Annotated in this window: 21 protein-coding genes and 2 pseudogenes; 11 read left to right on the top strand and 12 right to left on the bottom strand. The window is 70.1% G+C overall.

Translation table 11 applies throughout. The features are described from left to right. Positions 1-7 precede the first annotated feature (7 nt). Both OG218_RS02455 and OG218_RS02450 read right to left on the bottom strand, forming a co-directional pair. Positions 8-673, bottom strand: a complete 666-nt coding sequence (locus OG218_RS02455) for a TetR/AcrR family transcriptional regulator (protein WP_328291614.1) — start codon at positions 671-673, stop codon at positions 8-10. A gap of 197 nt (positions 674-870) precedes the next feature. Then, the gene (locus OG218_RS02450) at positions 871-1110 is read right to left on the bottom strand and encodes a hypothetical protein (protein WP_328291613.1); all 240 of its coding nucleotides are present in this window, start codon (positions 1108-1110) and stop codon (positions 871-873) included. Positions 1111-1509: 399 nt separating this feature from the next. Here OG218_RS02450 and OG218_RS02445 point away from each other — a divergent pair, with 399 nt between their 5' ends. The 3 genes from OG218_RS02445 to OG218_RS02435 are packed head-to-tail and all read left to right on the top strand — an operon-like array spanning position 1510 to position 2496. Beyond that, positions 1510-1836, top strand: a complete 327-nt coding sequence (locus OG218_RS02445; protein ID WP_328291612.1) for a hypothetical protein — start codon at positions 1510-1512, stop codon at positions 1834-1836. A gap of 34 nt (positions 1837-1870) precedes the next feature. After that, positions 1871-2077 (top strand): hypothetical protein, encoded by a 207-nt coding sequence (locus OG218_RS02440; protein WP_328291611.1) that lies wholly within the window; start codon positions 1871-1873, stop codon positions 2075-2077. Beyond that, positions 2053-2496: a hypothetical protein gene (locus OG218_RS02435; RefSeq protein WP_328291610.1), complete on the top strand. Its 444-nt coding sequence runs from the start codon at positions 2053-2055 to the stop codon at positions 2494-2496. Before OG218_RS02440 ends, OG218_RS02435 begins: the two co-directional genes overlap by 25 nt. A 61-nt stretch (positions 2497-2557) precedes the next feature. Here OG218_RS02435 and OG218_RS02430 read toward each other — a convergent pair whose 3' ends face one another. Beyond that, positions 2558-3031, bottom strand: a complete 474-nt coding sequence (locus OG218_RS02430; protein WP_328291609.1) for a hypothetical protein — start codon at positions 3029-3031, stop codon at positions 2558-2560. Positions 3032-3111: 80 nt separating this feature from the next. After that, on the bottom strand, positions 3112-4140 hold the full coding sequence (locus OG218_RS02425; protein WP_328291608.1) for a tyrosine-type recombinase/integrase: 1029 nt from the start codon (positions 4138-4140) through the stop codon (positions 3112-3114). Between the two features lie 540 nt (positions 4141-4680). On the opposite strand from OG218_RS02425, the gene OG218_RS02420 reads away from it, so the two are divergent. The 3 genes and pseudogenes from OG218_RS02420 to OG218_RS02410 form a co-directional block, all read left to right on the top strand. Beyond that, a complete protein-coding gene (locus OG218_RS02420) occupies positions 4681-4923 on the top strand; it encodes a hypothetical protein (RefSeq protein WP_328291607.1) in 243 nt (80 codons plus the stop codon). A 67-nt stretch (positions 4924-4990) separates the two neighbouring features. Next, positions 4991-5299 carry an ArsR/SmtB family transcription factor gene (locus OG218_RS02415; RefSeq protein WP_328291606.1) on the top strand — a complete coding sequence of 103 codons (309 nt, stop codon included), beginning with the start codon at positions 4991-4993 and terminating at the stop codon, positions 5297-5299. Beyond that, a pseudogene (locus OG218_RS02410) lies at positions 5296-5724 on the top strand (SRPBCC family protein); the annotation flags it as partial. The gene OG218_RS02415 and the pseudogene OG218_RS02410, both read left to right, overlap by 4 nt. Here the strand turns inward: OG218_RS02410 and OG218_RS26525 are convergent. From OG218_RS26525 to OG218_RS02390, 4 genes and pseudogenes are all read right to left on the bottom strand, one after another. After that, positions 5632-6453, bottom strand: a complete 822-nt coding sequence (locus OG218_RS26525) for a CDP-alcohol phosphatidyltransferase family protein (protein WP_442906352.1) — start codon at positions 6451-6453, stop codon at positions 5632-5634. The pseudogene OG218_RS02410 and the gene OG218_RS26525 sit on opposite strands and share 93 nt — an antisense overlap. Positions 6454-6497: 44 nt before the next feature. Continuing rightward, positions 6498-7319 carry a DNA polymerase beta superfamily protein gene (locus tag OG218_RS02400; protein WP_328291604.1) on the bottom strand — a complete coding sequence of 274 codons (822 nt, stop codon included), beginning with the start codon at positions 7317-7319 and terminating at the stop codon, positions 6498-6500. A 43-nt stretch (positions 7320-7362) separates the two neighbouring features. Then, on the bottom strand, positions 7363-8313 hold the full coding sequence (locus tag OG218_RS02395) for a nucleoside hydrolase (protein ID WP_328291603.1): 951 nt from the start codon (positions 8311-8313) through the stop codon (positions 7363-7365). Between the two features lie 9 nt (positions 8314-8322). Then, positions 8323-9414 (bottom strand): annotated as a pseudogene (locus tag OG218_RS02390) (IS630 family transposase). Positions 9415-9517: 103 nt separating this feature from the next. Between OG218_RS02390 and OG218_RS02385 the strand changes: the two are divergent. After that, positions 9518-10582: an IS630 family transposase gene (locus OG218_RS02385; RefSeq protein WP_328291602.1), complete on the top strand. Its 1065-nt coding sequence runs from the start codon at positions 9518-9520 to the stop codon at positions 10580-10582. A 21-nt stretch (positions 10583-10603) separates the two neighbouring features. Here OG218_RS02385 and OG218_RS02380 read toward each other — a convergent pair whose 3' ends face one another. Next, positions 10604-11407: an HARBI1 family protein gene (locus OG218_RS02380; RefSeq protein WP_328296206.1), complete on the bottom strand. Its 804-nt coding sequence runs from the start codon at positions 11405-11407 to the stop codon at positions 10604-10606. 300 nt (positions 11408-11707) lie between these two features. On the opposite strand from OG218_RS02380, the gene OG218_RS02375 reads away from it, so the two are divergent. After that, a complete protein-coding gene (locus tag OG218_RS02375; RefSeq protein ID WP_328291601.1) occupies positions 11708-12559 on the top strand; it encodes an HARBI1 family protein in 852 nt (283 codons plus the stop codon). Between the two features lie 197 nt (positions 12560-12756). Further along, entirely contained in the window at positions 12757-14052 is a 1296-nt protein-coding gene (locus OG218_RS02370) for an IS256 family transposase (RefSeq protein ID WP_328291600.1), read from the top strand. 63 nt (positions 14053-14115) lie between these two features. Here the strand turns inward: OG218_RS02370 and OG218_RS02365 are convergent, their stop codons facing one another. Genes OG218_RS02365 through OG218_RS02355 form a run of 3 tightly spaced genes read right to left on the bottom strand, consistent with a single transcriptional unit; the run spans position 14116 to position 17190 of the window. Continuing rightward, positions 14116-14874, bottom strand: coding sequence for a hypothetical protein (locus OG218_RS02365; RefSeq protein WP_328291599.1), 759 nt, complete (start codon positions 14872-14874; stop codon positions 14116-14118). Next, positions 14867-16558 (bottom strand): hypothetical protein, encoded by a 1692-nt coding sequence (locus OG218_RS02360; protein WP_328291598.1) that lies wholly within the window; start codon positions 16556-16558, stop codon positions 14867-14869. The genes OG218_RS02365 and OG218_RS02360 overlap by 8 nt, the downstream gene beginning before the upstream one ends. After that, positions 16555-17190, bottom strand: coding sequence for a hypothetical protein (locus tag OG218_RS02355; protein ID WP_328291597.1), 636 nt, complete (start codon positions 17188-17190; stop codon positions 16555-16557). Before OG218_RS02355 ends, OG218_RS02360 begins: the two co-directional genes overlap by 4 nt. 692 nt (positions 17191-17882) lie before the next feature. Between OG218_RS02355 and OG218_RS02350 the strand changes: the two genes are divergently transcribed. Then, complete coding sequence (locus OG218_RS02350) at positions 17883-18047, top strand: hypothetical protein (protein WP_328291596.1); 165 nt, start codon at positions 17883-17885, stop codon at positions 18045-18047. 99 nt (positions 18048-18146) lie between these two features. After that, the gene (locus tag OG218_RS02345) at positions 18147-19019 is read left to right on the top strand and encodes an acyl-CoA thioester hydrolase/BAAT C-terminal domain-containing protein (protein WP_328291595.1); all 873 of its coding nucleotides are present in this window, start codon (positions 18147-18149) and stop codon (positions 19017-19019) included. The last annotated feature ends 103 nt before the right edge of the window (positions 19020-19122 follow it).

Genomic DNA, 19122 nt, shown 5'->3' with positions numbered 1-19122 from the left:
GCCGGGCTCACCCCCCGGTGGGGGTGACGGCGACGATGCCGTGCAGCAGGGCTCGCAACGCCCAGCGCAGACGGTCCCGCCCGGTTCCGGAGAAGAGTTCCTCGCCCACCCGGTCGAGGTGGACGAGGTCTCCGTCGTGGTGGCGGACGGCGTCCTGCTCGACCGCGTCGTCGGTGTCGGGGGAGTCGCGACGGGTGGCCTGCTCCGCGGCGGTGGCCGTGGCCAGCTGCAGCAGCAGGTCCACCCCCCACGCCGCCTGGCGTGCGGGGACGTGGCCCCGGTGCAGCTCCCCGAGCGCCCGGTCCACGAACGCGAGGAACTGCGGACCGGTGGGACGGACCGCGACCAGCGAACGGGCCAGTCCGGGGTGGCGGACGAGCAGTTCGGTGTAGCCGCTGAACTGCGCGACGAGGCGTTCCCGCCAGTCCCCCTCCACCGGAGGTTCGAGGTCCAGCAGCAGGCGGTCGAGGATCGCCGCGTGCAGTTCGGCGGTGTTGCGCACGTAGACGTACAACAACGCCGGGCCGGTGTCGAGGGCGGCGGCCAGCTTCCGCATCGTGAGCCGTTCGAGGCCGTCGGCGTCCATCAGGCGCAGGGCGACGTCCACGATCGCGTCGCGACTCAGCGGGGGTTTCGCGGGTCGTTCCCGGCGGCTGAGCGGGGTGGGGGTCACGCCCGGGCTCCGGCGGCCGTCGCGGCGTGGATCGCGAACTGCTCGACCAGCGGCGCGGGTGAGTCGGCGCAGAAGATCAGGTCGAGGTTGCGGGCCGCCTCGTAGCCCGCGAGCGCCGTCTCGGAGTCGTCGGGGTGTTCGAGCAGGGCGCGGGCGAGTTCGGCGCCGTCGAGGAGGGTGACCCCGGGGACCCGGTCTCAGGTGAGTCCGGTGGGGAGGGCGTGGACGGGGCGGGGGGTGAAGCCGCTGTCGGCTTCGTGGACGAGGCGGAGCAGGCTCTCGTCCCAGCCGTCGAAGGCGGTGAGGAGGGCGGTGCGGGTGTCGATGCGCCGCCGGGTCCGGTTCTCGGGGACGCGGAGGCCGGCGTAGACGTGGAGGCTGCCGTCGGTCTCGCGGTGGGCGAGGAATCCCTGGTCCTGACCGAGGGCGAAGAGCATCCCCGGGCCGACGGTGTCGGCGGCGAGATGGTGGCGTGCGTCGGCGTCGACGAGGTCGAACTCGACGAAGGAGATGCCGCTGTAGGCGGGGACCGCGGGGGTCAGGAGGGGCCGTACCCGCGACCAGGCGCCGTCGGCGCCGACGAGGAGGTCGGTGGTCGTGGTGGTGCCGTCGGCGAGGGTGAGGGTGTGGCCGCCGTCGGGGTGGGGGTGGGTGGCGGTGAGCCTGGCGCCCCAGCGGAGAGGTCGAGGACGAGGGCGTCGACACCGTGGACGTGCAGGACGCAGGCGAGGGTGAGGCCGGCGCCCACGATGGTGAGCGGTCGACGAGTCACGAACACGATCGCGACGAACATGTTCGTCGGCGTCAAGGGGGAGTGCGCGTCCTACGCTGCTGCCGTGCCCCGCTACGACCGTGACGAGATCGCCCGCCGCTGCGGGCACGACAGCTGGCAGCAGGCCGTCGAGGCCACGGCCCACCTCTCCCAGCAGGAGGCGGGCCGGGTGCTCGGCGTCAGTCACCCGACGGTGCGGGTCTGGCGGGCCGACCTGGGCGTGGGGGTGGCCGTGGCGCGCCCCTCCGCGGCGGAGCGCAAGGCGGCGTTCCTGGCCGATCCCGCTGATCCGCGGCACGGTTCGGCCAACGGCTACCGCAACGTCGGTTGTCGCTGCGAGCGGTGCACCGAGGCGTGGACGACGTACCAGCGGGAACGCCGCAACGCCTGACATCACGCGACATCACTGGGGTACCCTGGATCGCATGGCCCAGATGACCCTCCGCCTCTCGGAGGAGCACGAACGCATGCTGGACGACCTCCAGCGACGCAACCCCGGTGTCTCGCGGCAGAAGCTCTTCGAATCGATGCTCGAGCAGTCCACGCGCGAGCAGGAGGAGGAGATCGCAACGATCGCCGAACGCATCGCCACCAGCAACCCCGCGCTGTGGGAAGCGCTGCGCGCTCGGTGATCCCCGAGCGTCCCCGCTTCCTGACCGTCGCCCAGATCAGCGAACTCGCCGACTGGCTCGCCGAGGAACCCGTCCGCATCCGCGACGTGGGGGCCCTGGTGGCCGCTGCGTCGCGGCCTGCCGTCGACGTCGACGGTGAACGCGTCTACCGCGACGAGTACGAGCAGGCGGGCGCTCTGATGCACGCCATCGCCACGACGCGGCCGTTCGACTCAGCACTGAACCCGGGGATCGCGTTGTTCGTCGCGCTGGCCGCCCTGGACCGCAACGGGATCAAGACGTTGCGACCGGACGCCGACCACGGCCAACGCCTCGTCCGCTCGGTCGCCGAAGGGCTCGACGACGTCGGTCTCATCGCGACCCACCTGCGGCAGATCGCCCTCGGGGAGCCGTGGCGGGAGACGTTGCCCCCGAGCTGAACGTTCCCCCTCGAGGAAACGCACCGGCCGGGCCCCTGACGGGGCCCGGCGACGGGGACGGTCAGTCCGAGGTGGCGCCGGTGAGCGTGTCGAGCGCTTCCCGCGTCGGGGTACCGGACTTCTTCGCGGCGACGGCGGCGTCGACGAGGGAGATGAAGAAGTCGTCGAAGGAGGTGTCCTCGCCGTGGGCGTCCCAGTGCTCGGAGGTGATCTCCGAGGTGAAGGCGGCGAAGGCCTCGACCGAGGAGGCCGTGTCCGGGTAGTCGTCACCGACGGCCTGCAGCCAGTGGTGCCAGCCGTTGACGTAGGCGGCCGCCTGCTCGCGGCTGTCCGCGTCCCGCAGGACGGTGCCGACACTGGCGGCGTCCAGGCTGTACGGCGGCTGCGCGAGAGCCGTCGCGGCCGCGGGGTGCTCGGCGATGGTGTCGAGGGTGCCCGCGCGTTCGGCTTCGTCCAGGAAGCGCTCGAGGCTGCGGTGGTTGCCGGCCGGCCAGGGCATCTTGTTGGCGCACTGCGTGCGCCTGTTGCTGGGCATGCCTGTCCTCTTCGCTCGTGGAAATCTCCCCGGGATCATCTCACGCCGCGCGTCCGGCGTGCGCGGTCGCGCGTGCCCGCTCACCCCTGCGCCGACACCGCCGACCCTGCCGAGACACCGCGCAACGCGGCGTAGGTGCGGTTGCCCGCGGCCGCGGACCGCAGCTCCTGGGCAGCCACGTCGATGTACTGCTGGGACGTCGTGAGGCTCTGGTGGCCCAGCAGCCGCATGATCTCCACGGCGCTTCCCCCGGCGGCGACGACCTCGGTCGCGAAGGTGTGGCGCAGAGCGTGCACCGAGGCACCCCGCGCCACCCGGTCGTGGATCCCGGCCGCCCGGTAGGCGGTGCGGACGAGGTACTGCAGCTGGTTGCGGGTCAGGGCCGTGCCGCGGGTGTCGACGAACATCGCCGCGTCCAGCGGCAGCACCGCGGGGCGGGCGAAGCGCGCACGACGCGAGGCCAGGTAGGTCTGCAGGACCTCCGCCAACGCCGCCTCGACGGGCACGCTGCGCTCGGCGTTGCCCTTGCCGAGGACCCGCAGACGCTGATCACCGTCGGCGCCGGCCAGGTCACCCACCCGCAGCCCCAGCAGTTCCGCGCTGCGGATGCCGCTCACGAGCAACGTCGCCACCACCGCGAGGTCCCGCTCCGGCCACGGATCACGAGCCCCGGGCCGGTCGAGCGCGACCGAGGACAGCAACAGTTCCGGCGTGCGTTCCCCGCGCAGGGGTTTGGGACCCGTGCGGTCCGGGCGCGGGCGCTGCACACCGCCCATCGGGTTGCCCGGCAAAGCGTCCTCCGCCACGAGGAAGGAGCAGAACCCGTTCCACGTCGACCAGCAGCGGGCGATGGAACTCCGTGCGTGGTCGGCGGCGAACTCGGCGAACGCCGCGCGCAGGGCGCGGACCGTGAGGTCGGCCACCAGGAGTTCCTCACCGGCGAAACGTCGCAGCCGGGGGAGCAGGACGGCGACGTCACGCCGCCGGGCGTCGGTGGTGTGCGGGGATTCCTTGCGGGGGAGTCGTGCGACGTCGTAGGCGTCGAGAGCGGCCTGCAGCGACGTCGAGGAGGTCACGACCTCGGGAACCCCGGACGACGGGGGAGTCATGTGACGATCATGTCGCACTGGGGGAGTTGTGTCAAGCACTTCCGTTGTGCCGCAACGGTTTTGTTTCAGTGCAGAGGAGATCTGGAACGGGGGAGTCGTCCGCATATTCGTCGTTATGCGGAGTTCGGGCGGCGGGCCGCTGGGTCGGGTGTGGGGTCACCGTGCGGATCACGCCGGCCGAGCGTCGTGGTCGTCCGGGTGCGAGGTCACCGCGTGGGTGGTGGACGACCGCGAGGTCGTCGCGCACGCGGACGACCGCGACGGCGTGGTGGTCGATGCGGGATGCGTTGACGCATCGAGTCGACGCATCGAGTCGACACGTCGGGTCGGTGGGCGAGCCGGAACGTGGGAACCGACGAGTCGATGGCTGGTCCGGAGCGCCCCTTCGGCGACGGATCACCACGCTGTGAGTCACACCGATAATCGACATTATGACAATCTACGGACGAGACGCCCTCCCCGGCACGTCACCCCTTCCGCGGCGGTCGAGCGTCAGGGGCAAGTCAGGGTCTGCTGGCCCTGCTCACCTGGTCGCTCAACGTGGCCACCGGCGCCGGTCCCGTGCTCGCCCTCTTCTTCGTGCTCGCCAACCTCCTGCAGGTCGAGGTCTTCGTCGCCCTACTGCGCCGGTGGTGCCCACACCTGTGGGGTGCCGGCGGGCGTGAACCCCTCACCGGGACCCGCACCCTGGCCCGCCTGCTGGGTGCGGCCGCCGCCGTCGGTGACGTCCTCGACGCCCGCCGCCGCCCGGATCCCCCGGTCCGACCCGTCTCCCGGGGTTGACGGCGACCGGCCGTCGCGCTGTACTTGTCGAAGTCGTCAAGTACCGGAGACCCACGTGGATGACCAGTTGAGCGTCACCTTCGCCGCCCTCGCCGACCCCACCCGTCGAGCCCTGCTCGCCCAGCTTGTCCGGGGTGAGGCGACCGTGAACGAACTCGCCGCGCCGCACGCGATGACGTTGCCCGCGATCTCCCGGCACCTCACGGTCCTGGAGAGCGCCGGACTCGTGGTCAAGGGCCGGCGGGCGCAGTGGCGGCCCTGCCGGCTCGCCACCGAACCCCTGCGGGCCGTCGACGACTGGATGGACGACTACCGCCGGTTCTTCACCGACCGGTTCGACCGACTCGCCGAGCACCTGTCGAAGGAGACACCATGAGCACGGGACCGAGCATCGAGACCACAGGACGCAGCATCACCCTGGTCCGCGACTACCCCGTCGCCCCGGAACGGGTGTTCGCGGCGTGGACCGAACCCGGAGAGCTGGAGTGGTTCTCGGGACTGCCTGCAGCGCAGTCGGAACCGAGCGTGGACCTGCGCGTCGGGGGGTACTGGAGGGTCCTGCTCCAGGAAGGGCCGGGAGGTCGCCGCTACGCGACCGGTGGACGCTACCTGCAGATCGACGCCCCGCACCGTCTGGTGTTCAGCTGGGGGGCGGTGGGGGGCTGGCCGGAACTCGACCCCGACGACGTCGACGCCACTCCCCTGGTGTCACTGGACTTCGTCGCCACCGACGACGGAACGCGCATGACGGCCCGACTCAGCCTCTCGGAGAACCTCGAGCCGGGTCAGGTCGAGCACTGGTTCGGCCTGGGCATCCGGGCGGGCTGGACGACGACGATCGACCGCCTCGCCGCTGCGGTGGGCTAGCAGGGTCAGGGTGTCCCGCCCGAAGGAGAACACCAGGCAGGCCAGGGCCAGGACCAACCCGGCCCGTGCCGCCGGAACCGGCACGACCGGGACCAGGGCGAGGATCAACGCGACGGCCTGGGCGACGGCGAACACCTTGCGGGAGTAGCGGAACGGCAACTCGCCCCGCAGTCGCGGCAGGACGCGGGCCGCGCCGACCCACAGGTAGCGCATCGCGCCGATGGCGATCACCCAGAACCCCTGGGTGATCGCCACGGTCAGCGAGAGCACCAGCAGCAGGGCGGCGTCGACCTCCATGTCCAACCGGGCGCCGGCGGGCGTCGCGGTACCGGTGCGGCGCGCGACGTAGCCGTCGACGCCGTCGAGCACCAACGCCGGGACGGCGAGCCCAACCAGCCACCACGGCCGCGGCCCGACGACCCCGGTGAGGGCGAGGACGGCGACCGTCGCGCACCCACCCACGAGCACCGTCCGGGCCAGCGTCACCCGGTCCGCCGGGCCCGACCAGCGGTCACGGCGCGACCCCACGGCGACCGCGGCGCACGCGACCAGCCCGATGCCGGCGATCGCCGCGGCCCCCTGCGACAGCGCCACCCCGGCGTAGAAGGCCAACGCGGCGCAGACCAGCACCGACACCGCCAGCGCGATCGCACCGTCGCGCACACTCTTCCCCACGGCGGGCACAACGAGGCAGCCGCGGGGAAGGTTCAGCGGGCCCAGAACTCCTGGTGGGACCGCATCAGCCAGCCGTCCACCCAGGCCCGGTCGCCGGACTCCGGGAGGTCGCTCGCCCCGACCGCGGCGAGCAGGTCGGCCTCCAGGTCCGCAACCCACGCCTCGACGTCACGCAGGGCCCACTCGCCCCGGCGCACCGAGCGCAGCGCGTCCAGCTCCGGGCCCGGCACGGGCAACGTGACCCGGCCGGTGCGCAGCAGCTCCAGGCCCTGCAGCCCGAGGCGCAGCGCGTGGGTGGCCGGTTTCGGGGCGTAGCCGGGACCGGAGCGTCGCGCCCGCACCGCGGCCCGACGACCACGTTCACCGAGGAACGCGGCGCGCTGCGACCGCAGGTAGCCCAGGAACCGTCGTCCGGTCGTGCGCGAGGCGAAGCGGTGGGCGTTCTCGCGCAGTTCCCGGCCGGCGTCGGTCACCGCGACGACCTCGGTGTCGGGAACCCACAACGGCAGCAGCACCGTGGGGTTCCCGGCCAGGGCCAGTCGCGCCCACTTCCGGGCGCTGTACACGACGACGTCGAGGTCCCCCGGGCCGGACTTCTCGGCCAGCCCGCGCGGGCGGGCCCAGGCGGTGTGCAGTTCGTACTGCTCGAAGGGGATCTCGCGACCGCCCGGGGTGCGCACCCGGGCGAGGCCGGTCACGAACTCCACGGGCTCCAGGCACAGGCCGAGTTCGTCGCGGTCGTCCTGACCGGCGAGGGCGGTGCCGTGCACCCCGCTGCCCACCTGGGTCAGCAGCACGGTGCCAGCCTCGGCGAGGCGGCGGGCCTCCTCGCCGGCGTGCGGGTGTCTGATCACCGGTTCAGGCTAGGTAGCGGGACCCGCACTCCGCCAACCGTTTTCAGAGCCGGGACAACCGCTCGAGCAGAGTTGCGGCGAAGTTCCCGGGGATCTCCAGGGCGACCCGGGTGCCGCCCGGGTAGGCCGTCGGGAAACCCTGGTAGACGTCGCGCAGGTCGGCGATCGTCTGCCCGCGGCCCGGCCCGTCGGTGTGGTCGACGACGACGGGAACGGTTGGGGCCACCGCGAGCCCTACCTCGCCGGTCGCGACGGCCGCGGCCAGCGGGTCGTGCAGGACGGCGCAGGGCCGGCCGTAGCGCTGGGCGTAGAACGCGTAGTAGTACTCGAGCATCTGCGCGATGGCCGTGGTGACGGGGGTTCCCACGGCGAGGAGTTCCTGGCGGTGCGATTCCTCGAAGACGTGCTTCATCGTGACGTCGAGGCCGATCATCGTCAGGTCGAAACCCGCGGTGAACACGGTGTGGGCGGCGAGCGGGTCGTTGGCGACGTTCGCCTCCGCCAGCGCCGACACGTTCCCCGGTGCCATCGCGGCCCCACCCATGACGGTAAACCTCCCGACGAGTTCGGGCAGTCGGGGTTCGAGTTCCAGGGCGAGGGCGACGTTGGTGAAGGGCCCGATGGCCAGCAGGTTGAGTTCACCGGGGTGCGCACGGGCGGCGTCGACGATGGCCTGCGCGCCCCTCGTGCCGGTGGGCTCGGCCGCGGCGCGCGGCAGCGTCACCTCACCGATCCCATTCACCCCGTGGACCTCGGGCGCACCGCCGGAGTAGGCGTGGTCGAGGAAGTCGTGGGCGCCGACGCTGACGGGGACGTCGGGCCGGCCCATCATGGCCAGCAGGTCCAGGGTGTTGCGGGCGCCGCCGGCGGCGTCGAGGTTGCCGCTGACGGTGGAGACACCGACTAGGTCGACCCCCGGGGTCGCCGCCAGCCAGCCGATGGCCATGGCGTCGTCGATGCCGGTGTCGCAGTCGAGGAAGAAGGGCGCGTTCACCGTCGCAGTCTAGTGTCCTCCACCCGTAATCCGCTGCAAAAGTCGTCCAAGTGAGGCAAGGATCTCGTCCGCAGACTTGGTCCAGATGAACGGCTTCGGGTTCTCGTTCCAGGCTGCTGCCCAAGCCCGCAGGTCGGCTTCAAGGGCCTGAACGCTGCGGTGGTCACTGCGGCGCAGCAGATCATCAGTGACGTAAGCGAAGAGACGCTCAACCTGATTCAACCAGGAAGAGTAAGTCGGGGTGAAGTGCAGAACGAAGCGCGGATACCTCCTCAGCCACGCCTTGATCGTGGGGTGCTTGTGGGTTCCGTAGTTGTCGCAGACGACGTGCACCTCGAGGTCATCGGGAACCTCCTGGTCAATCTTGGTCAGGAACTTCTTGAACTCCACCGACCGGTGCCGACGGTGGGTCGCTGAGATCACCGCGCCGTCGGCGATGTTCAGCGCGGCGAACAAGGTCGTGGTGTTGTGGCGGATATAATGATGCGTCCGCTTCTCCGGCATGCCCGGCATCATCGGGAACGCCGGCTGAGAACGGGCAAGGGCCTGGACCTGGGACTTCTCGTCCACACACAGCACCACCGCCGACTCCGGTGGGTTCAGGTAGAGCCCCACGACGTCATGGACCTTCTCCACGAACAGGGGATCGTTGGACAGCTTGATCCCGTCACTACGGTGCGGTTTGAGACCGAACGCCTTCCAGATCCGACCGATCGTGGTGGGACTCAACCCGCTGCGCTGGGCCATCTTCGACCGGCTCCAGTGCGTAGCGTTGGCGGGCGTCGACTCCAAGGTGTCGATCACCACCGCCTCCACCTGCTCGGCGGTGATCGAGGCGGGACGTCCTGGGCGCGGCTCGTCGCTGAGCCCGTCAAGCCGGTCGGTGACGAAACGGCTGCGCCATTTCCCGACCGTGGCTTGAGAGCAGCCCAGCCGGGCTGCGACCTCCTGATTGTTGGCGCAGTGCTCGCACTCCAGCACGATCCGAGAACGCAACGCCAACGCCTAGGACGAAGTGTGGCGACGCGCCCAGCGCTGCAACTGATCCCGCTCCTCATCACTCAGCACCAGCTCGGGTTTGGGACGTCCAGTCCGGGCCATGAGACGAACCTACGACTTATCGAGCGAAACTCAAGTGCGGGACACTAGTGGTCAGCTCGAAGAGTCCTTGATCACATGACCTGCACATCTCGCTACCAGCCGCGTGATCAAGGATACGGCACCGTCGGTGGCCGTGGGTACAGCACTTCCGACGATGCCGCGCACGGCCGAGACTATCGAGCAGCAACTGCACTACGTCGCTGCCCATCCCGGCGTGGCGCAACGACTGGCCTTCCGAGCCCGTATCGTCCTGGCCGCTACCAAGAAGTCCTTGCGCTCAGTCGCCACCGCCCACGACACCACCCGCAACACCGTCCGCAAGTGGGCGCAGCGAGTCAGCGCCGACGGCCTGCAGGGACTGCTGGACGCACCCCGCTGCGGCCGCCCGGTCCTCTACCCCGACGCAGCTGTCCGCGACCTGGTAACCGTGGCCACCACCCAACGACCAGGCCCATACCCGTTGTGGACCCACCACGCCCTACGCGAGGCGATGTGGAACCTGAACTGGGGCGTGACCTGCTCCTGGGTCACCACCACGTTGAACGGGCTGGGCTTGAAGGTGCACCGCGTCCACGGCTGGATCCACCGCCGCCCCGCCCCCGACTTCGACGCCAAAGTGATTGCCGTGCAACACGCTGTCAGCAACGCACGGATCGGTGGGAGACCGGTCCTGAGCTTGGACGAGAAGACCGCTCACCCGGTCCGGACCCCTGTCCGCGCCGATACCCGCGCCGGTGACGGCACCGTGCGACGGGAGTTCGAGTACGTCCGCAAGGGCACCGTGTCCTGGTACGGCGTTCAGGACTGCGCCACCGGAGCCGTCTCGATGATCCGGTCCCGGTCGCGGATGAACTCGGCGGCGCTCATCGAAATCCTCGAGCACCTCAAGGGCGTCCACGGCAACGACTTCGTAGTGATCATGGACAACGGGCCGGCGCACACCAGTCGGGCCACCACGGCCTGGCTGGCCGAGCATCCCGACATCGAGGTCTCCTTCACCCCAAAGCACGCCTCGTGGGTGAATCCGATCGAGTCGGTGTTCGGGATTGTGACCCGCCAGGTCCTCAAACACGGGTGGTTCACCACCGCCGACGACTGTGATCAGGTCGTTCAGGACTGGACTGAAGACCGGAACCGGACCCGGCGGCCAGTGAGCCCTTGTCAGTAGCGACTTGATCATGACGGTGCGTCACGTCGTGCGGTCGTGTTCGCGGTGGAGGACGATGAGGGCAGCAGCGACGATCGCCCCGATGCGCCAGGGGCAGAGGGTGACGTGCTTGAGGGCCTTGAAAGTGTTCTTCAGCAGGGAGTTGCCGCGTTCGGCGACGGCGCGAGTGGTGGAGTGCAGTGCGTTGGAACAGGCCTGGTCTTCGGTCAAGTTCTGGCCCTTGACGTGCTTGGTCGGGCAGGTGAGGCGGCCGCGTTCACCTTCGTAACCCAGGTCGGCCAGAACGGCGTGCTCCTCGTCGCGCCATGCGGTGAGGGAGTCCAGGAGGCCCGGGTGGGCTCGGGCGCAGGTCGTGTCGTGCTCGCGTCCGGGGCGGACGGGAGAAACCCAGATCGGCCAGCCGTCGGGTGCGGTGACGACTTGGATGTTACCGCCGTGGTGATGGTGCTTGCCCGACCACCAGAGGTTTACTCCTGCAGTTGGTCCTTTCACCGAGACTCGGTCGGTTGCGATGAGGGTTCCGTCGATCATGACGTGGCTGTGGCCGGCGGTCCGGGCGGCCAGCAACGCCCCGACCAGCGAAGGCACCTGCCCGGCCAGGACGTCGAGGGTTTCGTGGATGTAGCGGTAGGCGGTCTTGAGCCCGATCACGTTGTCGACGGCGAGCTGGCGCATCCGGATCGCATCGACCAGCCAGCGGCAGAACAGCACCGCCTGGTCGAAGGGCCTCAGTCGCCGGCGGCCGCGGCGGGTTCCACGCATCTGCTGGTCCCGGTGCAGCAACTCGGCGACGTAGGTGACCGTGGCGCGGGAGACGGGCAGCACGGCGCGGTAGGTGACAGGATCGAGCACGGCGGGACTCCGGTAGGGACGGTCGGACTGTGAGAGGAATGACCATCCTCCGGGGTTCCGTCCTTACTGCCGACCATCAAACCCGTCGCCGTCACCCTCCGCCACCGGCCCGGTGCTACTGACAAGGGCTCAGTGAGCCATTCTCAGTAGCGGCCTGACGGTCACGGGCGGTGACGCCGGTGGTGGTGCCGCAAGGGCTGAGGTGGCGGGTGGAGGTGAAACTCCGGTAAACGGAGGGCTTCCTACAGCAACATCCACCACCGGAGCTCCACCGTGTCTCATCCTGTCACCTACACCGCTGTACTGCCCACCTCCCGGGCCACCGTCCAGCACATCGCCACCCTCCTGCTGCGTCACCGATTCAAGGTGGGGACGCGCGCTGGGCGGCGGGTGCTGGGCTGCTTCGCTCAGGCGGTGCTGATCTGCCGGTTCCTACTCGATGCCGTACGGGTGTCGCAACTGGCCCGCGACAACGCCATGGGAACCTCTACCGCCTACCGCTACGTGCACGAGGCCTTCGACGTCCTGGCTGCCCAGGCGCCCGGGCTGCGCTCGGCACTGCTGGCCGCGCACGCCGCCGGCCACACTTATGTAAGCCTTGACGGCACGCTGCTGGCGACCAACCGCGTTGGCGTGCATGGACCTACGATGCGAAGAGGCAGGCGCGAAGGGCAGCGAGTAGACCTCTGGTGGTCAGGTAAGCACCGCCGCCACGGCGGCAACGTCCAGGTACTCACCGCTCCCGACGGCTGGCCAATCTGGGTCTCGCCGCTACGACCGGGCCGCGAGCACGACACCACCTGCGCCCGCACTCATCCCGATCTCCTCGACGCGCTGGATGAGTTCACCGCCGCCGACCACAAGGTCCTCGCCGACCTGGGCTACGAAGGCGAACGCGACCGGCTCATCTGCCCGAACAAGCAGCCCAAGGACGGGGACCTGACCGTCTCCGAACGTAGTTTCAACCGTGTCCATGCGCACGTACGAGCCCGTGCTGAGCAAGGCAACGCCAGGCTGAAGAACTACCGCGTCTTGCAGAAGGTCACCCTCTGCCCCTGGCGGATCGGCGCCATCACCGCCGCGGTCCTGGTCGTGCTGCACCTCGAGCACGACCGCACCACATGACGCACAGTTACCGTCCAGCCGCTACAGAGAAGAGCTCAGTGACCCGAATTCGGTGCGGCGATGGGTGAGTCCCCTCGAGTGGTGTAACTCCGTCCCGCCTCAGGACCCGCCCCAGCGTGTCCCACCAAGCAGGTGAGGGCCACCGCGTGAAGCTCTGCGAGTACCCGCCAAGGAACTCGTAGAAGGAGATCAACGCGATGGCCCTCATGGACCAGTCTGCCCTGTCCACCCTCACCGAAGCACTCACCACTGCCGACGACGGCACCTTCATGCGCCGAATCCTGCAAGGCGCCCTGCAAGCCCTCATCGATGCCGAAGCCGAGCACCACATCGGCGCCGGCCACCACGAACGCTCAGCCGGGCGCACGACCCAGCGCAACGACACCCGCGACCGCCTCGTCGCCACCACCGCAGGTGACCTCGCACTGAAGATCCCCAAGACCAGGACGGGGTCGTTCTTCCCGACCCTGCTGCACCCTCGCCGGCGCATCGACCGGGCCCTGCACGCCGTCGTCATGGAGGCCTACGTCCACGGCGTATCCACCCGCAAGGTCGACGACCTCGTCGAGGCCCTGGGCGCTGAATCGGGCATCTCCAAGTCCGAGGTGTCCCGCATCTGCGCCGACCTCGACACCGAGGTCGCCACCTTCACCAGCCGCCCGTTGGACGCGCAGGCGACCCCATACGTGTTCCTCGATGCGACGTACTGCAAGGCCCGCGTCGGCGGTGACCAGCACGGCAAGGGCGCACGTGTCGTCTCTCAAGCAGTCGTCATCGCCACCGGCGTCACCGCGGATGGACACCGGGAAGTATTGGGCTGCAACGTCGGAGACGCCGAGACGTTGGCGTTCTGGAAGGAGTTCCTGACCTCACTGCGCGAGCGGGGTCTGCACGGGGTGCAGCTGGTGATCTCCGACCAGCACCGCGGTCTGGTCTCGGCGATCGAGCAGAGCATGACCGGCGCGTCCTGGCAGCGATGCCGGGTCCACTTCATGCGCAACGTCTTGAGTCGGGTCACGAAGGGGCAGTCAGACGCGGTCGCGGCGATGGTCCGCACCATCTTCGTCCAGCCCACCGCGGAGGCTGTCGGTGAGCAGGTCCGCGTCGTCGCCGACACCCTGCGCGCGCAGTTCCCTGCGGTCGCGGAGATGCTGGATGAGGCCGGTCCGGACGTGACGGCGTTCGCGGTGTTCCCCGAGGCGCACTGGAAGAAGATCTGGTCGACGAACCCGATCGAACGCCTGAATCGGGAGGTCAAGCGCCGCACTGACGTGGTGGGGATCTTTCCCAACGCCAAGGCCCTGCTGCGTCTGGCCGGGTGCGTGCTGATCGAGGCCCACGATGAGTGGCAGTCCGGGGAACGTCGCTACCTCTCCGAGGCCTCCATGGCCTTGCTGACTCCGCCCGAACCCACCGTCCTGCCCACCGCCGCGGTCACCGTGAACCCCGACACGGTCACCCCGCTCGACAGGACCGCCGCCCTCACGGCATAGTCCGAAACCGCAGCGCTTCACGCGCAGGAGTTACACCACTTCACGGGACTCCATCTGCGGCGATCAGTAGATCGTTGCCTCCACCCCGACGATGTTCAGGTTCTCCCGGGCCAAGGTCTTCTGCAGGTACTGCCGGTCGGCGACCTCCCCGGCGAGCCAGGCGAACGGGTCGTCGCCCTCGCTGCGCGAACGCGCCAGGGCCTTGGAGACGGCGTAGCCGCCCTTGGCGCCGACCTCGACGGTCGTCCCGTTCTGGAGGGTCACGCGGAAGCGGACGTTCTTGCGGCCCCCGCGCTGGCTGCGCGCGGCGCGGCGCAACGCCGCCAGCAGGCCTTGGCGAGCCCGCTCCCGCCCGCTGCCTTCACTGCGTGGTGCCGTCACCGTGTGCTGACGTACCCCGCCGGGTAGGTAGGTCGTGCTGTCGCTGAAGGTCCCAGGTTGCCTCGCAGGTTCGGCCTGGGCTGAGGAGCGCCCACGCCTGCTGGTGGGAGTCGCCGGCGTCTGCCCCGCACCCCCGGCCTGCGCGGCTCCGGTGTCCTCCTGCGGGCGGCGCGTCGGTTCGGCCGCTCCGCGCGGCGCGCGCACCCGCACGAGCTCACCGTCGCGCCCGCGCCGGCGCGCCGGTGGCGCCTGAGTACGCCCGGTCTGGACCAGCTCGTTCAGGGCGGGGACGTACAGCTGTCCACTGCTCTCGCCCTGGACCACCTTGCGGATCATGCGGGGGGAGCGGCCGAGCTCGCGGGCGATCTCACTGACGCTGAGGCCGTAGGCGCGCAGGTTCGCGATGAGGTCGGCCGCGCTGGGCGTCGACGGGTCAGGCACCGGCCACCTCCGCCGGCATCGCGGCGACCGGGGCCACGGCCGTGTTCGCCAGGATCTCGGAGGACTGCGGCGGGGCGGTTGAGCTCGTCCCGGCTGCCTCCGCGCGCTGGCGCAACCGGTTGCGCTCCGCAGCGGTCGTCGGCAGCTTCACCGCAGGCAGCCACCCCTGCAGGCGCATCCGCCCGACGTCACCGTCATCACCACCACCGACGGAGACCGGTAGCGACCATCCCGGGACCTCGGTGGTGTAGATCGCGTCACCGTTGACCGCCAGCAACGTCGCCGGGTCGACCTCCAACGCACCTCCCAAGCTGGCCAGGCCCACCCCGGGCAGGCGCTTGGACAGGGCCGTGGGGCACTCCAGCACCCGGGCCCGACCCCGCGACCACACCTGGGCGGCTAGTTCCGGGCGGTACAGCGCTGCGGCCTGACCCTGTGGGCGCGCAGCGCGGGTGCGGAACACGAACGCCTCTCCGTAGCGCACCAACGTGGACGCGGCCGCGGGTGGCACCTCACGTGCCGACCACACCACCTGCGTCGTCTCCCGCCCGCGGGAGGCGAACGCGCCGATCCCTTGGATGAGGATCGCGCGCATCGCGCTGACGGCGGCGGCCCGCACCGTCGGTGGCAGGTCCTGAGCCCCCGCCAGGCGCTCACGGGCGCGACGCAGCCGGTCGGCCCAGGTGTCCAGGACGCGGGCCTTGGTGAACTCGAGGCCGTCGAGGAACTTGATGCCCCAGCCCTGGTCGAGGGCGATCTTCAGTTCCACTCCGTCGACCCAGGTCTCACCGTGGGCGCCGGGGACGTTGGGGTAGTGCCAGCCCTCGTCGGTGTCCTCGTGGGCGACGGGCAGCAGGCCGAGGGTGTCCCAGCCTTCTCTGACGGTGAAGCGGACGTGGAAGCGGGCGCGGGCGTAGGGGTTGGACTCCAGGAGTTCCTCGGCCTGCTCCCCGGTCAGTCGTCGTGCGGGGCCGGTGCCGAGTTCGCGGCACAGGGCGGCGTACATGAACCGCCCGTCGACGTAGGCGAACCCGCCCCGGGGTTGTTCGCCCACGTCGACCAGCGGCCGGCAGGACCCGCACGCGCAGGCGCCGGCGCCGGTGGTGAGGTGTTCGATGCGGTGCTGCCCGGCGGTGCGGTGCAGCAGGTCAGCGGTGTCGGGGTCGAGGGGTTCGGGGTCGAGGGTGCGGGGTAGGGACTGTGCCCACAGTTGCGTCCCCGTCGCGGCCGGGGACTTCAGCAGTTCCGCGTCGCGGGCCACGGACTTCAACGCCTCCGAGGTGGCGACCCAGGCCTGGCGCGCTTCGTCGGGGGTGAGGGAGGCATCGGGGGAGGTGAACCACTCCGAGGCCAGGCGCACCTCCAGCTTGCGGCCGGTGATGTCGTGGGTGAAGCGCCCGGTCGGGGGACTGGAGAGCCAGTGCCCGCCGGCGCTCCAGCCGGGGGTTTCGGTGATGAGCCAGTGCTGCTCACCCAGGCCCTGCTGGGGGATCTTCCCGGTCAGCATGATCCGCTCGGCGGAGAGGTTGTGGGCGGTGTCGAGCAGGTCGACCAGGACGGGACGCTTGCGGCGTCCGGTGATCTTGGGGGTGACGCGGGCGCCGCTGTCGGTGACGCCGATGCCGGTGACGTAGTCCAGCCACACGGTCGCGACGGGGCGGACCTTCCAGGGGGCGGGTCTCATCGGGAATCTCCTGCCGGTCGTGACGTGGAAGGGGTGATGGTTCGTGCTGTCGTCGTCGGGCCCAGGGGTTGAACGGCTGCCCCTTGCGCGGCGCGGAAGCGCCGTCCGGCGTAGCGCGCCCGCATCTGTTTCGTGGGCGGGCGCAGCTCGAAGCGCACCCGCCCGTCCTCGGCGAGGTGGAAGCCGCGGATGGCGGCCACCTCGACGACGAAGCCGCACACGTCACCGACCAGGGCGGCCCCGAGGTAGCGCTCGGGGCGGCAGATCCACCACCCTGCCCACGCGTCTTCCCGCTCCGCCGGGCTCAGCCCGCTGGTTTGGGCGGAAACGTGCCACCCCTGGTGCCGGCGTCCGCCGCGGTGCAGGGGATCCGGGGTGAGGGGAGCGAGGTGGACGGCGAGGTCGGGGGAGGGGCTGGGCAGTTCCACCCAGGGGCGTGTGGCGAGTTCACGCACGCGGGCCTCGTCGTAGCGCCAGTGCCCGCCCTCGGTCTGCGTCGCGTGCAGGGTTTCTTCGTCGCCCAGCAGACCCACCTCGCGCAGGCGGTTCAGCTGGGCCGGGTTCACGCCCAGCAGGGCTTGCGCGCGCGTTCCCCCGATGGGGGGTTCGGTGATCGTGACGGACTGAGGCATCAATCGTCTCCGGGTAGGCAGTGCCGTCACGCTACACCCCTGACATGCTCAATCAGCATTGTTAGGGACGTGTCTTGTGGCGTTCGGGACGCGACCGGCGGGTAGGGAGCATGTCCTCTCCGCCTACCTGTATGGGACCTTCCCGGACCAGCTGATCACGCTTCAACCGGTACTACGCGCCGTCCTTGGCCGCAGCCTGACCCGCGAGGGCAACGTCGTCCCACAGCCTGTGGGACGACTTCGGTGTAACACGTCCGACTCCTATTCGACCGCTTCGATGCACTCCACCTGAGCACCGCTTATGTCTCAGGACATCGGTAACAGTTCCGCATCAAGACATCGGTGACGGGTCAAGGAAACGTGGCGGCGGTCATCCCGCGATGTTCGCGCGGTCGCCGACGCCCGATGATGGCGCCTCACGACCATGATCAGATGATCAGGACGCTGGCGGTGTCGACGTCGGACAACCGCTCCCGTACGCATGCAGAGGATCATCGGCCGCAGGGCCAGCCATCCACGGCACCCCGTCGACCAGCACCTCCGCATCCCCGGAGGGCAACGGGATGACCAGCTGCATCGGGACCATGATGTACGTCGTCTCAGTCACGGCCCCCTCGTCCTGGACGTCCACGCGCACGGTGGAGCCGGGTGGGTGCTCGGGGGACTCGCCGACACACATGACCATCTGCGCGGTGCTCTCCGGTGTGGGGCTCACCGCCGCGGATGACGTCGGGCTCGCCGGGGTGGTCGCCTCAGCGTCCGAGGAGGAGGAGCTGGAGCAAGCCGCCAGGCCCAGCACCAGTAGGCAGACCAGCAACGCTGGACGGCACATGAACCGCGTGGTGATCACTGCCTGAGTCAAGCAGCCGGAAGCCTCGCTGTACGCCATTCCGGCGGGTAGTCGATACCGCATCCTGACCTCACGGTCATCCCGCGCAGCGCGAGAGGCTGACAGCATGGAGTACGCCCTGACCAAGCCCACCGGGATCCTGGCCCTACCTACTGCTCAGCCCCGCTGCGCAGTCCTGGTCCTGTCCGGCTCCAGCGGCCGCGTCGAGACCGACAGGGTGCGTCTACTCGCCGGCCACGGGGCTGCGGCCCTCTCCCTTCGCTGGTTCGGCGACCAATCCAGCGACACCGCTCAACCACCGGGTATCTGCGAGATCCCGCTGGAGACCTTCACTCCCGCCCTGGAGCAACTGGCCGGCTACAGCGACCACCTCGCCATCCTCGGCGCCTCCAAAGGCGCCGAGGCCGCCTTGCTCCTGGCCGCCCACGACGCCCGCATCCGCACCGTCATCGCCCTCTCCCCCTCCTCAGCGGTCTGGGCCAACGTAGGTCCCGGCCTGGACGGGCGTGAGTTCCCGCCCCGCTCCTCCTGGACCCGCGCCGCCACCCCGTTGCCGTTCGTGCCCTACGACCAGGCCTGGCACGACACCCGGACCCAAGCAGCGACCACCGCGGAAGGGGCGGGCCCGCCGCTCTTCCGGACGCTGTACGAGCAGAGCCTGACCACCTTCGCCGACCAAGTCCCCGCCGCGACCATCCCTGTTGAATCCATCCGCGGTGAGGTCCTGCTCAGCGCCGGTGGCGATGACCAGGTCTGGCCCTCCGACGTTTTCGCCCGCGACATCCTCACCCGCCGCGCCGCCGTCGGTCTGGCCACCACCTACGTCACCCTCCCGGCAGCAGGTCACCGCCTGCAGCTGCCCGGAGAACCCGCGCCGGGCGGTGGCGCCGCGATGGCCCGGGGCGGATCCCCCGCAGCCGATCGAGAACTCGGCGACGCGCTGTGGGCACGACTCTGCACCGCGCTGCGGCTGAGCTGAGGTACGAAACGGCTTACCGGTCATCTCGCGAAGGGGTGTACCCAACCGAGCCACGCTGCGTGGGAGGGCAGTCGTCGGCTGGTCGCCTGGCACGATCACCGTC

This window comes from Kineococcus sp. NBC_00420 (genome assembly GCF_036021035.1).
Classification (GTDB): Bacteria; Actinomycetota; Actinomycetes; order Actinomycetales; family Kineococcaceae; genus Kineococcus.
Note: the sequence above shows the minus strand (reverse complement) of the source record. Positions and strands in the feature narration are given on the sequence as shown.

Excerpts from the sequence above, each read along its gene's own strand:
- OG218_RS02370 (WP_328291600.1), top strand. The coding sequence starts at position 12,757 with ATGGCCCTCATGGACCAGTCTGCCCTGTCCACCCTCACCGAAGCACTC.
- OG218_RS02360 (WP_328291598.1), bottom strand. The coding sequence starts at position 16,558 with ATGAGACCCGCCCCCTGGAAGGTCCGCCCCGTCGCGACCGTGTGGCTG.
- OG218_RS02430 (WP_328291609.1), bottom strand. The coding sequence starts at position 3,031 with ATGCCCAGCAACAGGCGCACGCAGTGCGCCAACAAGATGCCCTGGCCG.
- OG218_RS02345 (WP_328291595.1), top strand. The coding sequence starts at position 18,147 with ATGGAGTACGCCCTGACCAAGCCCACCGGGATCCTGGCCCTACCTACT.
- OG218_RS02450 (WP_328291613.1), bottom strand. The coding sequence starts at position 1,110 with ATGCTCTTCGCCCTCGGTCAGGACCAGGGATTCCTCGCCCACCGCGAG.
- OG218_RS02440 (WP_328291611.1), top strand. The coding sequence starts at position 1,871 with ATGGCCCAGATGACCCTCCGCCTCTCGGAGGAGCACGAACGCATGCTG.
- OG218_RS02425 (WP_328291608.1), bottom strand. The coding sequence starts at position 4,140 with ATGACTCCCCCGTCGTCCGGGGTTCCCGAGGTCGTGACCTCCTCGACG.
- OG218_RS02355 (WP_328291597.1), bottom strand. The coding sequence starts at position 17,190 with ATGCCTCAGTCCGTCACGATCACCGAACCCCCCATCGGGGGAACGCGC.